The organism is Pseudoalteromonas sp. SG44-5 (genome assembly GCF_014164175.1).
Taxonomy (GTDB): Bacteria; Pseudomonadota; Gammaproteobacteria; order Enterobacterales; family Alteromonadaceae; genus Pseudoalteromonas; species Pseudoalteromonas nigrifaciens.
Map to the genome: position 1 here is coordinate 381,316 of NZ_JACJES010000001.1, position 15,435 is coordinate 396,750.

Annotated in this window: 11 protein-coding genes and 1 pseudogene; 8 read left to right on the top strand and 4 right to left on the bottom strand. The window is 41.4% G+C overall.

Annotated features, from left to right (window positions below):
* Nucleotides 1-345 precede the first annotated feature (345 nt).
* Genes edd through gap form a run of 3 tightly spaced genes read left to right on the top strand, consistent with a single transcriptional unit; the run spans nucleotide 346 to nucleotide 3,863 of the window.
* Nucleotides 346-2,199, top strand: a complete 1,854-nt coding sequence (gene edd, locus H5079_RS01825) for a phosphogluconate dehydratase (RefSeq protein ID WP_179806611.1) — start codon at nucleotides 346-348, stop codon at nucleotides 2,197-2,199.
* A 30-nt stretch (nucleotides 2,200-2,229) separates the two neighbouring features.
* Complete coding sequence (eda, locus tag H5079_RS01830) at nucleotides 2,230-2,862, top strand: bifunctional 4-hydroxy-2-oxoglutarate aldolase/2-dehydro-3-deoxy-phosphogluconate aldolase (protein WP_011328048.1); 633 nt, start codon at nucleotides 2,230-2,232, stop codon at nucleotides 2,860-2,862.
* A complete protein-coding gene (gap, locus tag H5079_RS01835) occupies nucleotides 2,859-3,863 on the top strand; it encodes a type I glyceraldehyde-3-phosphate dehydrogenase (protein ID WP_179806610.1) in 1,005 nt (334 codons plus the stop codon). Before eda ends, gap begins: the two co-directional genes overlap by 4 nt.
* An 83-nt stretch (nucleotides 3,864-3,946) precedes the next feature.
* Here gap and H5079_RS01840 read toward each other — a convergent pair whose 3' ends face one another.
* From H5079_RS01840 to H5079_RS01855, 4 genes are all read right to left on the bottom strand, one after another.
* Nucleotides 3,947-5,233 (bottom strand): leucine-rich repeat-containing protein kinase family protein, encoded by a 1,287-nt coding sequence (locus H5079_RS01840; RefSeq protein ID WP_182683294.1) that lies wholly within the window; start codon nucleotides 5,231-5,233, stop codon nucleotides 3,947-3,949.
* A 74-nt stretch (nucleotides 5,234-5,307) separates the two neighbouring features.
* Complete coding sequence (locus H5079_RS01845; RefSeq protein WP_011328051.1) at nucleotides 5,308-6,021, bottom strand: YebC/PmpR family DNA-binding transcriptional regulator; 714 nt, start codon at nucleotides 6,019-6,021, stop codon at nucleotides 5,308-5,310.
* 209 nt (nucleotides 6,022-6,230) lie between these two features.
* Complete coding sequence (locus H5079_RS01850) at nucleotides 6,231-8,312, bottom strand: M13 family metallopeptidase (protein ID WP_182683295.1); 2,082 nt, start codon at nucleotides 8,310-8,312, stop codon at nucleotides 6,231-6,233.
* Nucleotides 8,313-8,503: 191 nt separating this feature from the next.
* Complete coding sequence (locus H5079_RS01855) at nucleotides 8,504-10,294, bottom strand: ABC transporter ATP-binding protein/permease (RefSeq protein ID WP_182683296.1); 1,791 nt, start codon at nucleotides 10,292-10,294, stop codon at nucleotides 8,504-8,506.
* Between the two features lie 137 nt (nucleotides 10,295-10,431).
* Between H5079_RS01855 and H5079_RS01860 the strand changes: the two genes are divergently transcribed.
* The 5 genes and pseudogenes from H5079_RS01860 to H5079_RS01880 all read left to right on the top strand — a co-directional run bounded on the left by H5079_RS01860 (nucleotide 10,432) and on the right by H5079_RS01880 (nucleotide 15,114).
* Nucleotides 10,432-10,968 (top strand): hypothetical protein, encoded by a 537-nt coding sequence (locus tag H5079_RS01860; protein WP_182683297.1) that lies wholly within the window; start codon nucleotides 10,432-10,434, stop codon nucleotides 10,966-10,968.
* A 109-nt stretch (nucleotides 10,969-11,077) separates the two neighbouring features.
* Nucleotides 11,078-12,916 carry a protein translocase subunit SecD gene (gene secD / locus H5079_RS01865; protein WP_182683298.1) on the top strand — a complete coding sequence of 613 codons (1,839 nt, stop codon included), beginning with the start codon at nucleotides 11,078-11,080 and terminating at the stop codon, nucleotides 12,914-12,916.
* Nucleotides 12,909-13,850, top strand: coding sequence for a protein translocase subunit SecF (gene secF / locus H5079_RS01870; protein ID WP_182683299.1), 942 nt, complete (start codon nucleotides 12,909-12,911; stop codon nucleotides 13,848-13,850). The genes secD and secF overlap by 8 nt, the downstream gene beginning before the upstream one ends.
* 109 nt (nucleotides 13,851-13,959) lie before the next feature.
* Nucleotides 13,960-14,436 carry a transcription elongation factor GreAB gene (locus tag H5079_RS01875; protein ID WP_182683300.1) on the top strand — a complete coding sequence of 159 codons (477 nt, stop codon included), beginning with the start codon at nucleotides 13,960-13,962 and terminating at the stop codon, nucleotides 14,434-14,436.
* Nucleotides 14,437-14,611: 175 nt separating this feature from the next.
* A pseudogene (locus H5079_RS01880) lies at nucleotides 14,612-15,114 on the top strand (REP-associated tyrosine transposase).
* Nucleotides 15,115-15,435 lie beyond the last annotated feature (321 nt).

Sequence of the window (15,435 nt, forward strand, 5' to 3'; positions counted from 1 at the left end):
CAACTTAAAACGAATATTTACAGTAGCCCGAATGTGCACAAAGCATATTCGGGCTTTTTGTTGGCTGTCGTTAAATATAACGATGCTATACAACATTATTAAATGACTATTTATAAAAAATAGTTGGCTATGTTAAAAAAAGTGACTATTTTTATTAGACAGGGTTGACACCGGTGTCATGGTCGTGCGTTAATACAGTGACACCGGTGTCAGAGAGGTTGTGAGAGGCCCTCTGATAAGGTACCTTTGAACGGGTAAGCCAAAGATGCTCAGTGCAATTAATTACGTGGAGTCTTTAATTGCCACTGAGCCTTTATCCTCTAACGAATAGAGCTGAGTTTAATTATGTTGCATCCACGAATTCAAGAAGTCACCGAACGTATCATTACGCGCAGTAAAGCAACCCGCCAAGCTTATTTAGATCGCATTTCGCACGCAAAAAAACAAACAAGAGTTCGTGCTGGATTAGGCTGCGGTAATATTGCCCACGTTATGGCTGCGTGTAGCACCGATGACAAAGCGCGTTTAAAAGCCGATGAGCAACCAAACCTTGCAATTATCAACTCATATAACGATATGCTTTCGGCACATGTGCCTTATAAAGATTACCCAGATTTAATTAAAAGCATTGCTACTAAATACGACGCTACAGCTCAAGTGGCAGGCGGCGTACCAGCAATGTGTGATGGCGTTACGCAAGGGCGTGACGGCATGGAATTGTCACTTTTTTCACGCGATGTAATTGCTATGTCTACGGCAATATCGTTATCGCACGATGTGTTTGATGGCGTTTTTTGTTTAGGCGTATGCGACAAAATAGTCCCAGGGTTATTAATTGGTGCACTGTCGTTTGGCCATTTACCGGTGTTCTTTTTACCGGCAGGACCAATGCAATCAGGCATTCCAAATAAAGAAAAAGCCCGTATTCGTCAAAAGTTTGCGCAAGGCTTAGTAAGCCGCGAAGACTTGCTAGAAGCCGAAAGCGCGTCTTACCACAGTGCTGGTACCTGTACTTTTTACGGTACTGCTAACTCAAATCAAATGTTAATGGAAATAATGGGCTTACACCTTCCTGGTAGCTCGTTTATTAACCCATACACAGAGCTTCGCGATGGTTTAACCGGTAATGCGGTAGAAACCATGCTTAAGCAATTAACCGACGATAAAGACAGCCCGTGTTTAGCGGATGTGATCAGCGAAAAAACCATAGTAAATGGTTTGGTTGGTTTGCTATCTACCGGTGGCTCTACTAACCACGCCATTCACATTGTGGCTATTGCCAAAGCGGCAGGTATTCAAATAACGTGGAAAGATATGTCTGATTTATCAGCTGAGGTTCCACTATTAACGCGTATTTACCCTAATGGCTCTGCTGATGTAAATCATTTTCAAGCAGCCGGTGGTATGGGCTTTTTAATGCGTGAACTTGCCAGTGCAGGCTACTTACATACCGACGTTAAAACTATGCTAGGCGATGGTTTAGCACCCTATATGACCGAGCCGCGTCTTGATCAAGACAACAGCTTAATAATGAGTGATGCAACCGGCCCAAGCAAAATTAAATGGGTAGCTTGCCCTGATAACTCACACGATGAAGATGTACTTCGCCCAGTGAGTAATCCGTTTAGTAAGCAAGGTGGTTTACAACTGCTTACGGGTAACTTAGGCAAAGCGGTTATTAAAGTATCGGCAGTAGCAATTGAACATCAAGTAGTTACCGCCCCAGCTAAAGTATTTAGCTCGCAAGGTGAGTTACAAGATGCTTATAGCCGCGGCGAATTAAACCAAGACTTTATTGCAGTGCTAAAAGAGCAAGGCCCTAAAGCTAAAGGTATGCCAGAGCTACATAAATTAACACCTGTAATGGCAACGCTACAAGATCAAGGCTTTAAAGTAGCTATTGTAACTGACGGTCGTATGTCGGGCGCATCGGGTAAAGTACCTGCGGCGATTCACTTAGCGCCAGAAGCAGTTGAAGGCGGCATAATTGCTAAAATTCATGAAGGTGATTTAGTTACTTTAGATGCACCAAACGGCATATTAAAAGTACATGTTAGCGATGAAGAGCTTGCTAAACGTGAACTGCAATTAAGCCTACCAAGCTTAACCTTTGGCACAGGCCGAGAGTTATTTACCGGATTTAGAAATATCGTAAGCAGCGCCGATTTAGGTGCGAGTGCTTTCGGAATTGAAGAATAATCAGCCATTGTGGGTAATGAGGAACACGTAATGAGTATTGAAAAAATATTAGCATCGGCGCCAGTTGTGCCAGTAGTGGTAATCGAAAAATTAGAAGATGCAGCGCCACTTGCTAGAGCCTTATATAACGGTGGCTTAAAAGCGCTGGAAATTACTTTGCGCACGCCCATTGCGGCAGAAGCGGTAAAACTAATGAAAGCAGCTGTACCTGAGGCCTATGTAGGCACAGGTACGGTAGTTGATAAAGCCAGCTTTGACGCTTCGGTAGCTGCAGGCGCTGACTTTATGGTAAGCCCAGGGGTTAGTGACGAGCTACTTGAACTGATAAAAACGAGCGATATCCCGTTTTTACCAGGCGCTGCTACGCCAAGCGAAGTTATGAAACTAGCGTCGCACGGTTTTAAGTATTTAAAGTTTTTTCCGGCAGAAGCCGCAGGCGGAACCGCCATGCTTAAATCAATCGGTGGGCCATTACCCGATATTACTTTTTGCCCAACGGGCGGCATAACGCTCGCTACTGCACCTAACTACTTAGCACTAAATAATGTTATTTGTGTGGGTGGTACCTGGATGTTAGATAAACAACTAATTGAAAATAAAGACTGGCAAGCTATTGAAGCGCTTGCTCGACAAGCTTGTGAAGTAAATAGGAGTCAAAAATGATTAACGTAGCAATTAATGGCTATGGCCGTATAGGTCGCAATGTATTGCGTGCACTTTACGAGTCGGCACAAAATAATGAGATTAAAATTGTTGCAATTAACGATTTAGCCCCAGCTAATGTTAATGCTCATCTTACGCAATTTGACTCAGTACACGGACAATTTGCTCATAAAGTAACGCTAGCCGATAACACTATGCTAATTGGCGACGATGTTATTACTTTAACGCAAGAGCGCGACCCGGCAAATTTGCCATGGAAAGCGTTAAATGTTGATATTGTTTTAGAATGTACTGGTTTGTTTACTAGCCGCGAAGCTGCTGCTAAGCACATTACTGCTGGCGCTAAAAAAGTAATTGTTTCGGCACCGGGTAAAGATATGGATGCAACCGTAGTGCATGGCGTTAACAGCGAAGTACTTAATGCACAAAGCCAAATTATTTCAAACGCTTCGTGTACTACTAACTGTTTAGCACCGATTGCTAAAGCAATTAACGACACGGTAGGCATTGATCAAGGCAGCATGACCACTATTCATGCATATACCAACGATCAAAACTTATCAGATGTATATCATCCTGATCTATACCGTGCACGTAGTGCAACGCAGTCGATGATCCCAACTAAAACTGGCGCAGCTGCAGCTGTTGGTTTAGTGCTACCTGAACTTGCAGGCAAGTTAGATGGTATGTCGGTACGTGTGCCTACAATTAACGTTTCTTTGGTTGATTTTACGTTTATTGCGAAGCGCGATACCAGCATTGAAGAAATTAATGCAATTATGAAAGAAGCGTCAACGGGCTCAATGAAAGACATTTTACAATATAATGAGCTGCCGCTTGTTTCTATTGATTTTAACCATAACCCAGCGTCTTGTGTGTTTGATTCAACACAAACCAGAGCGAATGGTAAATTGGTTAAAGTTATGGCTTGGTACGATAACGAATGGGGTTTTTCAAACCGCATGTTAGATCAAGTTAAAGCGTTAGGTAAGTTTTTATAATTTTAGAGTTTAAGGTTATATAAATAACGTTAAAAACCACGCATTGCGTGGTTTTTTTGTGCCATTTATAAATTTACGACGTTTTATAACTGTGTAGTTAGCTGTGTGCTTAACTGCGAAAGTGTGGGGCGCTGTATAATATCAGTTGTCATGCATTGCTTAGCTAGTTGCGCAAGCTTAACTGCTATTGCATTATTGTCGCTGCAAACACTTAGTAAATCATCAATTAAACAACCTAGCGCGCGTACTTCAATTAATTGCATTTGCTGGCGCTGATACTCACTCAACATAGCTAAATTAGTTGCTGCACCAAAATCGCCAAATAGTACATCTGCGTCTTGGTTTACCATAGTGTTATGCGCATATACATCGCCATGGCTTACTTTATTTGCATGCAAATGTTGTAGGGTACTGGCCATTTGTTGCACAATTTTATAAATAGCTTGGCTACTATAATTACAGCCATCTGCGAAGGTGTCGCGAGTACACGTTTGTAAACTTGGCGGTAATCCTAAATTGCTAAAGCTATTATCTATTAGCTCCATTACTAAACCAAGTTGGCTGCCTTGCTCTATATAGGCAAGTACCTTAATTAAATTGGCATGTTCATTTGCCTGCAAGCAGCAATTAACTTCATCAAGTGGATAACCATCGCTGGTTATTGCGCCTTTAAACAGCTTAATAGCTACCGCTTTATTTGCTGCTTTTGCAAGGTGAATAACCCCAGATGCACCTTGGCCAATAACCTGCTGTAATGTGTAATCACTCAGTGGCTTATTCTCTAAACTGCTTTTTGTTAGGCACTGCGCTTTATTAAAGGTGTTACCAGCAAAGGCCAGCCAAGTAAGCTTTGGTAATTCAAATAACCAGTTATCTAGGTGCGTTAAGTTATTGGCAGATAAGCGCACTAATTCTAAGTTTGTACACTGCTGCATACTGCTTGGCAAAGTGCGTAACCGGTTACCCGCTAAAGCAAGTTTGCGCAGCTGTTTAAGCTCGCCGAATGATGCGGGTAATTGCTCAATACGGTTGTCGGTTAATATTAACCACTGTGTTGTAAGCGGCAGGCTATGCTGGGCAAACTCACTAATTTGATTGCCTTTAAACGCGATCATAACAAGTGCTGGGCATTGCGCTAAAACAGCAGGAATATGCTTAAACTGATTAAACGATAAAAACACCCGTTTAAGGCGGGTTAAACTGGCAAACTCTGCGGGTAAATCACTCAGGTTATTATTAGATAGGTCGAGTACTTCTAGGGTGTCGGCAAGGGTAAAAATTTCTTTTGGGAAATCAGTGAGGTTTTCCACCAATTGTAAGTGGCGAGCACCGCTTAAAGCACCGCTGCGTAGTTGTTCAAGGGTATTCAAAATTAACTAATCCATTTTACAAAAACAAAAAGGCCAAACTAAGTTGGCCTTTAAACACGTTTTATTATTAACGCTTAAAACTCTGCGTTGTGGTAAACGTTTTGTACGTCGTCGCAATCTTCTAGCATAGCTAAAAAGCGCTCCATAACCTCAACATCTTCGCCTTCAATAGGCGCTGCTATTTGGGGTACAAACGAAATTAAATCTTCGTCAAATTCAGTAACGCCCATTTCTTCAAGTGCTGTGCGAGTATTGTTGTACTCAGTATGTGGTGCAAATACAGTTACCTTGCCGTTTTCAACTTCTACGTCGGTTACATCTACATCAGCCATCATTAGTGCTTCAAGTACTGTTTCGTCGTCATCACCGTCAAATACAAAAATTGCAAGGTGATCAAATAAATGCGAAACCGAGTTTTGTGCACCAATTTTAGCGTTAGCTTTAGTAAAGCAAACACGTACATCAGCAAAGGTACGTTTATTGTTGTCGGTTAAACAATCAACAATAATCATACAGTTACCCGGGCCGTAACCTTCGTAACGTGTGGCTACGTAGTCTTCACCGCCGCCGCCTTTTGCTTTGTCTATTGCGCGGTCAATAACATGCGCCGGTACTTGGTCTTTTTTAGCGCGCTCAATTAAACGACGTAGCGATAAGTTACCGTCTGGATCGGTACCGCCATTTTTAGCACAAATATAAATTTCTTTACCGTACTTAGAATAAACTTTAGTTTTAGCACCCGCAGTTTTAGCCATTGAATCTTTTTTGTTTTGGTAAGCTCTTCCCATCTGCGTTTCGCCTTTAAATATAAGTATTAAAATAATTTTCAGGGGCATAGTTTAAAGGTAAATGTGGGGGAGGGCTAGTAACTATTAAATAGATTAATGCAGATAAAAACAGGATGGGTTGAGTTTTATGCTAAAGGCTATAAAAACACTGAGCAGAAAAAATATAACCCGCAATGGCGGGTTATATTTAATTGCAATTTAGCGCTCTATTACCAAATGCGTACGCGTTGATCCTCAGGAAGATACAATTCATCGCCTGGTTTTACATCAAATGCTTTGTACCATGCGTCGTGGTTACGCGGGGCTTGTGCTCTAAAGCGACCCGGCGCATGCGTGCCACCGCGTAGCTGATTTAACATGCTTTGCTCGGTGCGTTTTTCTTTCCATACTTGTGCCCAAGCAAGAAAGAAACGCTGATCGCCAGTAACACCGTCAATAACCGGTGCTTCTTTACCGTTTAAGCTCAGTTTGTAGGCATGATAAGCCATGGCTAAACCACCCACATCACCAATATTTTCACCTAGGCTATTACGCCCGTTAACAAAGTTACCTTCAATTGGCTCATACTTATTGTACTGCGCTGCTAACTGGTCGGCTTTTGCGTCAAATGCGGCGCGATCGGCATCAGTCCACCAGTTACGTTGGATCCCATTTTCGTCTGATTTAGAACCTTGGTCGTCAAAACCATGGCCCATTTCGTGGCCAATTACTGCGCCAATGCCGCCGTAGTTTACTGCTGCGTCGGCATTTGGATCGAAAAATGGTGGTTGTAAAATTGCCGCTGGAAATACAATTTCGTTAAATGAACTGTTGTAGTAAGCGTTAACGCGCTGTGGTGTCATACCCCAACGGTTACGATCTGTTTTTTGCAGCTCTTTTGCAACGCTTTCGGCTTGAAAAAACTCACGCATGTTTTTTACGTTGCCGATTAAGTCGTTATTACTAATAGTTAAACCTTCGTACGACTGCCATACATCTGGGTAACCAATTTTTGGTACAAATGCAGCTAGTTTAGCGCGCGCATTTACTTTGGTTTCTGCGCCCATCCACTCTAGGTTATCAATACGCTCACCTAATGCGGTACGCAAGTTTTCGACCAGTTCAGACATTTGTTGTTTTGACGACTCAGGAAAATAACGTGCTACGTATATTTTACCAATAGCAAAACCAAGTGAATTGGTGCTCGACATTTCATCTATAGCACGCTTCCAACGTGGACGCGGCTCTTGCTGACCATTTAACTCTTTACCAAAAAATGCAAAATTAGTATTAAAAATATCTTCAGATAGTAAGTTAGCGTTACCACTTATTGCGTGGTAGGTTAAATAATCTTTCCATACCGCTAAGTCTTCTTGATTGATTAATTCAATCATGGCTTTTATTGGCTCGGGTTGCGATACATTTAACTGCGGTACTTTGTAGCCTGTTTGAGCAAAATATGCATCCCAGTTAAAGTCAGGGTAGGCAGTGCTTAGCTCGTCGCGTTTAATTTGATTTAATGTAAGGTCGCGGTTACGGCGCTTTTCGCGTGGCCAATGGCCTTGTGCAATTTTGGTTTCTAGCGCTAAAATTGCCTGTGCGCGCTCATTGGCGTTATCTGCATCGGCAAATTTAAGCATGTCGGCAATATGAGCCACATAGGCGCTACGCGTATTAACAAAACGTTCTGAGTCTTCAAGGTAGTATGAACGATCGGGTAAGCCTAAACCGCCAGCACCTAACGACATTTCGTATTTATTAGGATCTAAGCGGTTAAACCACATGCCACCACCAAGCGGGGCTTTAACACCGGTTAACCAAGACTGACCAAACATTTTGGCTAAGTCGTCGGTTGATGATATTTCACTTATTTGCGTTAAAAGCGGCTTAATTGGTGTTATGCCTAGCTTATTAAGTGCTTTGGTGTCCATGTAGGCGTTGTAAAAGTCGGCTACTAGTTTTTCATCGGCATTTAAGTCTTTACGCGCGGCAATTTCTTCAATAATTAATTTAACGCGGTCTTCGCTGCGCTCGGCCAATGCCGAAAATGCGCCATAGCGGGTTTTATCAGCAGGCATGCTGTAATTGTCATACCAAGTGCCACTGGCGTACATAAAAAAATCGTCGCCTGGTTTAACCGCTTCGTTACGTGCAGCTAAATCAACACCAAAACTACCCAACTCTGCTTTTTCTGTTGTTGCGACTATTGGTGCAGTAGGTGCTGGTTGTACTTGCGTTTTTGATGTTTGTGGCTCTGAACAGCCAGTAATAAATGTGGCAGCTAATGCAGCTGCAATTAAACTCTTTTTCATTGTGTTCCCCTGAGCTTTCACTCTGTTTAATTAATATTTTTTATTATTGTAAATATTATCTTAACCTGGGTTCAGGTTATTTTAGTAATTGTTATTTATAAGAGGCTGCTAAACAAACCTTTTGAGGTGAATCACCCTAGAGGTCGATAAAATAGCAAATAAAGCCTTTATACGAGCAATATTAATGGTATTTATGTGTTTTTTGCTTGTTCTTGCTGCAATTGCCACATTTGCGCATATTGGCCGTTAAGGGCTAGTAACTCAGAATGTGTGCCTTGCTCAAGAAGCTCGCCTTTATGCAATACTAAAATATTATCGGCATCTATTATGGTTGATAAGCGATGGGCAATCACTATGCTGGTATGGTTTTGTGTGACAGCGCGCATAGCCGTTAAAATAGCTTGCTCGGCATGGGAGTCGAGGGCTGAGGTGGCTTCGTCAAAAATTAAAATAGGCGATTTTTTTAAGATTGCGCGGGCAATGGCTATGCGTTGTTTTTCGCCGCCCGACACTTTTAAACCGCGCTCGCCTACTAAGGTTTTATCGCCTTTATCAAGGCTGTTTATAAACGCTGTTAAATGCGCCATAGCAATGGCTTGATCTATTTCGGCCTCGCTTGCTGTTGGCCTGCCATAAGCAATGTTTTCGCGTATTGAAGTATTAAATAGCACGGTATCTTGCGGCACTATGGCTATAGCTTGGCGTAAACTGTGCAAAGTTACGGTGTTTATAGGTTGCTTATCTATAGTGATACTACCTGATGACACTTCATAAAAACGATACAAGAGCCTAGCTAATGAGCTTTTTCCTGCGCCACTTGCACCGACTATTGCTACCTTAGTGCCGGGTTTTACGCTAAAACTAACATTGTTAAGAATAGGGCGGTTAGCATCGTAACTAAAACTTACATTGTTAAAGCTAACCTCACCTTTAGAGAGTGTTAGTAGTTGTGATGTAGGAGTGTCGGCAATGCGTGGTTTTTTGTTGAGCAGCCCAAGCATGTTTTCAAGGTCGGTAAGGGCGCGTCTTATTTCGCGATATACAAAGCCTAAAAAGTTAAGCGGTAAAAACAGTTGGATCATATACGCGTTTATCATTACGAGTTCACCAATGCTAAGTGTACCGGTTACTACTTCGCTTGAGCCTAACCACATAAGTGCGGTAATGGCGCTGGCTATAATTAACGCTTGCCCAGAGTTTAGTGCCAATAACGACATGCGGTTTTTTAATCGGGCTTTTTCCCAGCGTGCTAAAAAGGTGTCGTAGGTGCTGGCTTCAAACTCTTCATTGTTAAAGTATTTTACTGTTTCGTAGTTTAGTAAGCTGTCGATAGCGCGGGTATTACTTAAGTTGTCGGCGGTGTTAGCTTCGCGAATAAAGCGATTGCGCCACTGGGTTACGGTTACTGTAAAGGTAATATATATGGCAACTGCAAGTAGGGTTATAAGCGCAAACCAGATAGAAAACAAAGTGCCAAAAATTAATGCAACGGTAAGAATTTCAAATAGAGTAGGCACAATGTTAAACATTAAAAATCGCATTAAAAAGCTCAAACCGCTGGTGCCACGCTCTATATCGCGACTTATGCCACCGGTTTGTCGATCTAAATGAAAAGCCAGTTCAAGCGAATGCAAATGCTTAAACACTTTTAGGCCTATGTCGCGCATGGCGTGTTCGGTAACTCGCGAAAAAACCGCATCGCGTATTTCACCTAAAAATACGCTGGCAAAGCGCAGTGCACCGTACATAATAAGCAGTAGGGTAGGAATAAAAAGCACTGGGTGAATAGATTTATCAACGCTATCAATAATTTCTTTTAGTGCCCACGGCATAAGTAAAGTAGCACCTTTAGCGCCTACCAACGCCATAGCTGCAATAAAAACTCGCCCTTTAAATTGTGTGATATAAGGCCAAAGTGTTTTTATACTTTGGCGCAGGTTCATTGCGTCGGGGCGTTTTACTGAGCTTTGTTTAGAGCGCATGAATGATCTCGGTTTTTATAATGGGTATAAATTGCTGTGGATTTAATTTTTCATCAAACTAAATACTTAATTAGACTATTGTATTTTAAATAGCTGCCCTTATATACTAGTAATCCTTAATTAAAGTTTGAAAATTGATGTTTAAATTTCGTTTGTTTTTAACTGCATTTTTGCTTATTACTGCACTTTTTAGTGCATGTAGCGAAGCCGCGCCAGTTAAACATGGTTTAAACACTGCAAATTCTACTTTAATATCTGCTGCTTTTTCAGCAGCTCCTTTCTCACTAGATACTACTTCATTAGATACTACTTCATTAGATGCTACTTCATTAGGTAATGTTTCATTAGATATAAGTCACCCCTCCATATTAGTTAAAGTATTGCATGCTAAACAACAAACTAAGCCTAATAAAACAGCGTTTGATGCACTGCAACCTAGGCTAACTGCCAGTAATTCATCGTTGTTTTTATTTAGTGCGCAAACAGAGCCTGAATACGACGTTATTTATGAATTTTTTATTCATACGCTAGCAAGGCAGTTTTATTTACAACCTAAAGCTATAAGCACGGCACTACCTTGGTATACAGTTGTTTCTAATAGTAAAAAGTCTCGTATTAGTGGCTGGAAAGAAGCTAACTTACTTTACAGCGCTACCAACACCCATCACGCTTAATTTCCTTATTTAATAATTAATAGGTTTTAACTTTTAAAGTTTTAGCTTGCAGATTAATTGTGCTTTTTAAAAGCGCTTATCAGCTGGTTGCTGATAGTAAGGAATAACAATGTTGAGTTTTAAAAATAATAAAAAGCCGTTTATGGCTAAATTTAAATTAAGCACCTTTGCTATGTTGGTGGTATTACTGCTACTGGCAATGAGTGCGTTACCTAATTTATATCCAAACCAGTCATGGTTGTATATTAGTGCAGCCCCACACAGCAAAATACAAACACCCCCGAGCACTAATACCTTAGTTACATTTTTAAATGAGCAAGGCTTAAATGTGGCGCAAGCGTATGAGTCGCAAGCAACAATAAATGTGCTGCTTAACGAGCCAACAAAAAGTGCCCAGGCACAAGCGGCTATAAAAGCGCAATATGCAAATACTCAGACCAAAATTGTTGAGCGCGCTACCAGTCCAAGCTGGTTACAAAGCTTTGGACTTTCGCCAATAAAGTTAGGTCTAGATTTAAACGGTGGGGTGCTATTTGTACTCGATGTAGATTTAGACAAAGCTATTGATGAGCAATTAGTGAGTGCGTATCAGCAAGCTAAATCAATCATAATTAAGCAAAAGGCACATGGAGTAAAAGCGCTGCAAACTCAAACTGGGTTTGTAATAAATGCTCTACCTAATGCTGGTGATAAATTAACCCCTGTTATTAAAGAGCTGCAAAGCCGCTTTGCTAACTTAGCAGTAGTAACAAATAATAATGGCACAGTTAAAACGGCGCAATTTAGTTACTCAGAGCAAGGGCGAAGCGCGTTTAACAAAGAAGTTATGAGCCAAACCCTCACAACTCTACGTTCGCGAATTGAAGAGCTGGGCATAACCGAAGCGGTAACACAACGCCAAGGTAAGCAGCGCATTCGTATTGAACTACCTGGAGTGCAAGATCCTACCGAGGCGAAACGCATTATTGGCGCAACGGCATCCCTGGGGTTTTATCAATTAAAAGCTGTGGGTGGGCAAACCTTTAATTTACAGACGGGCGGTACTATAAAACTCGACCCTGTGCCAATTTTTACCGGTGAGCATATTAATAACGCTCATGCTGGGCGCGACGATTGGAGCAAACCGCTAGTGCAGTTAAGCCTTGATAGCCAAGGCGGCGATGCTATGTCGGCATTTTCTAAAGCTAATATAGGTAAACCTATGGCGACGGTTTACTCAGAGTATTCGCAAAATGCTAAAGGAGAGGTAGTTAAAAAGAGTGAGGTTATTAATGTAGCCAATATTGCTCAGCACTTAAGTTCGCGTTTTAGCATAACCAATATGCAAAGCCCACAAGCCGCGGCCGACTTAGCGTTATTGTTACGTGCAGGCTCGTTAAGTGCGCCGGTTACTATAGTGCACGAACAAACCATAGGGCCAAGCTTAGGCAGCGAGAATATAAGTAACGGCTTAGCCGCCCTAATGTTAGGTATGGGTATTACTTTGGCATTTATGGCTATGTGGTACAGACGTTTAGGGTTAATTGCCAACGTAGCACTTATTTTAAATTTAACCTCTTTAGTGGGTTTAATGTCGTTATTGCCTGGGGTAGTGCTTACGCTTCCCGGTATTGCCGGATTGGTGCTAACCATAGGTATGGCAGTAGATACCAACGTCATTATATTCGAACGTATAAAAGAAGAGCGCCGTAAAGGCCGCGCGCCTTATCAAGCTATTGAGCAAGGGTATAAGCAAGCATTTAGCACTATTTTTGATGCCAATATTACCACTATGATCACTGCACTTATTTTATACGGTATAGGTTATGGGCCAGTGAAAGGCTTTGCAATTACTTTGGCGCTGGGTTTAGTAACCAGTATGTTTACAGGCGTGTATGTATCGAAAGTGTTGAGCCAAAGTTTGTATTTAAAATTGGGTAAAAAAAGCGGAGTAAGTACAGATGCTTAATTATTTTTTAAAAGGCGAAACCGGTACACGTATGCGTTTTATGGGCTTGGTTTTAAGTACAGTATTAGTATTGCTATCGGTAGTAACCTTGGCGCAAAAAGGGCTTAACTTTGGCCTAGATTTTACCGGTGGTTACTTAACAGAATTTACGACTAGCCAAAGTATTGAGCTAAAGCAGCTTAAAACTTTTATAGCTAAAAATCACAACGGTGAGTTTGAGCTAACAGCGCAAGGGAATAACCATTTTCAATTAAGAGAAGCGCCAGCTATTAATCAATCTGCGAGTAATAGCAGCAACGATTGGCAAAGTGCGGTAACACAAAGCACCGACATAAATGCCACGATATTGTCATCGGCCTATATTGGCTCGCAAGTGGGCGATGAGCTATTTGAACAAGGCTGTTTGGCACTTCTAGCAGCTATGGTTGCAGTAATGCTGTATTTAGCGATAAGGTTTGAATGGCGTTTAGCCCTTGGCTCGGTAGTTGCTTTAACACACGACTTAATATTGGTGCTGGGTTTGTTTTCGCTATTACAGCTTGAATTTAACTTAACCGTATTAGCCAGTTTATTAGCAATTATAGGCTACTCACTTAATGACTCTATAATTGTTGGCGACAGGGTGCGTGAGCTATTAAGAGTTAAATTAAATGCCAGTATTAGCGTATCCAGCATTATAAATAGTGCGATTAAAAGCACCCTAACGCGTACCTTAATTACCTCAGGTACCACTTTAGCCACAGTAGCAAGTGTGTGGCTATTAGCTGGAACACCGCTGCAAGGCTTTGCTATTGCGTTATTTAGTGGCATTGTTGTGGGTACGTTTTCATCTGTTTGCATTGCCGCCACCTTGCCCGAGCTAATGGGGTTAAGTGCTAAAAACTACGAAGTGAAAATAGATAGCCAAAGCCAAGCGCTCATGGATATGCCATAAAGGCTCAAAGCATACAAATAAACAAAGCTTAGGGGCCAAACTATTGTGTTTAGCCCCCGTAGCAATGTTAAACTGCTCGCAATATTTTTACTGTATGTGTGTAAACCTCATGAACAAAGCCCACGTTATTGAACACCTTAAGTTTGCCCTAGAGGCGCAGCTTACCACCGCAAAAGTGGCCGCTAAAACAGCGCACGACACCGCCACACACGAAGAAAACATAGCAGAAAACAAATACGATACCCTAGGGTTAGAGGCCGCCTATTTAGCCCAAGGCCAAGCGCAGCGCGTAAACGATTGTTATAAAAGCATGGAGTTATTTAAGCCCATATTTAATCAGCCAGCCAGTAGTAAAATAGCCATTGGCTCGCTAGTGTGCCTAGAGGGTACAAATGAGCAGCAAAAATGGTTTTATTTAGGCCCAAGCGCAGGCGGATTAACCGTAGAGGTTAAAGGTTTAACGATTGCCGTTGTAACCCCCGGCGCACCCCTAGGTAAGCTGTTATTAAATAAGCAACTCGATGATGGCATAAGTTTAACCATTGCCGATGTTAAGCACGATTATGACATTATAGAAATTTTATAAAATATTGGTTGTAAGCAAAGCCCATTTTTAAGTACCACAAAACTTATTTATTCCCCCTCATTTTATTGTCGGATGGCATGGCTTCGCCATTTATCCGACCTACATTAATATTGTATATATTCTTAATTTACGCTTTATTTATTTGATGCGCTTTAAATAATATAGTGAGAATAAAATGCAATATCGTAGGAATTATGTAAAAGGAGGGTCATATTTTTTACTGTTAATTTGCTCGATCGTAATAAGTCGTTATTAGTTGAACATATTGATTTATTACGCGAGGCTATTCGCTTTGTTAAACTACGAAGACCATTTTACATTGACGCATGGGTTGTGCTACCCGATCACCTTCATGCGGTTTTAACTTTGCCAGATAACGATTGTGATTACTCTGGACGTTGGCGTGAAATTAAAAAGCGATTTTCAAAATCACTCCCAAAAACAGAGTTTTTAACTCAAACAAGAAAACGTAAAAATGAGCGGGGAATTTGGCAACGCCGCTTTTGGGAGCATACAATTAGGGATGATAATGATTATTGGCATCATGTTAACTACGTGCATTTTAACCCAATGAAACATGACTTAGTTAGTAGGGTTGCTGATTGGCCTTATTCAAGTTTTCACAGAGCAGTTAAGCAAGGTGTTTACACGAATAATTGGTGTGGTGAAAAACCATAAACTATGTGTCGGATGGCATGGCTTCGCCATTTATCCGACCTACAGCAATGTTTTATTGTGTAATTTCTTACATATGGAATATTTAAACGTAGGTCGGATAAGCGAAGCGCCATCCGACAATCAAGCCGCATCACAATAATATATTATCACCCGAAAGAGCCAAGCCAAGGTTATAAACTCTTACCGTTCCCATAAATTATGTGTCGGATGGCATGGCTTTGCCATTTATCCGACCTACAGCAATGTTTTATTGTGTAATTTCATACATATGGAATATTTAAACGTAGGTCGGATAAGCGAAGCGCCATCCGACAATCAAGC

Excerpts from the sequence above, each read along its gene's own strand:
- edd (WP_179806611.1), top strand. The coding sequence starts at position 346 with ATGTTGCATCCACGAATTCAAGAAGTCACCGAACGTATCATTACGCGC.
- eda (WP_011328048.1), top strand. The coding sequence starts at position 2,230 with ATGAGTATTGAAAAAATATTAGCATCGGCGCCAGTTGTGCCAGTAGTG.
- gap (WP_179806610.1), top strand. The coding sequence starts at position 2,859 with ATGATTAACGTAGCAATTAATGGCTATGGCCGTATAGGTCGCAATGTA.
- H5079_RS01845 (WP_011328051.1), bottom strand. The coding sequence starts at position 6,021 with ATGGGAAGAGCTTACCAAAACAAAAAAGATTCAATGGCTAAAACTGCG.
- H5079_RS01850 (WP_182683295.1), bottom strand. The coding sequence starts at position 8,312 with ATGAAAAAGAGTTTAATTGCAGCTGCATTAGCTGCCACATTTATTACT.
- H5079_RS01855 (WP_182683296.1), bottom strand. The coding sequence starts at position 10,294 with ATGCGCTCTAAACAAAGCTCAGTAAAACGCCCCGACGCAATGAACCTG.
- H5079_RS01860 (WP_182683297.1), top strand. The coding sequence starts at position 10,432 with ATGTTTAAATTTCGTTTGTTTTTAACTGCATTTTTGCTTATTACTGCA.
- secD (WP_182683298.1), top strand. The coding sequence starts at position 11,078 with ATGTTGAGTTTTAAAAATAATAAAAAGCCGTTTATGGCTAAATTTAAA.
- secF (WP_182683299.1), top strand. The coding sequence starts at position 12,909 with ATGCTTAATTATTTTTTAAAAGGCGAAACCGGTACACGTATGCGTTTT.
- H5079_RS01875 (WP_182683300.1), top strand. The coding sequence starts at position 13,960 with ATGAACAAAGCCCACGTTATTGAACACCTTAAGTTTGCCCTAGAGGCG.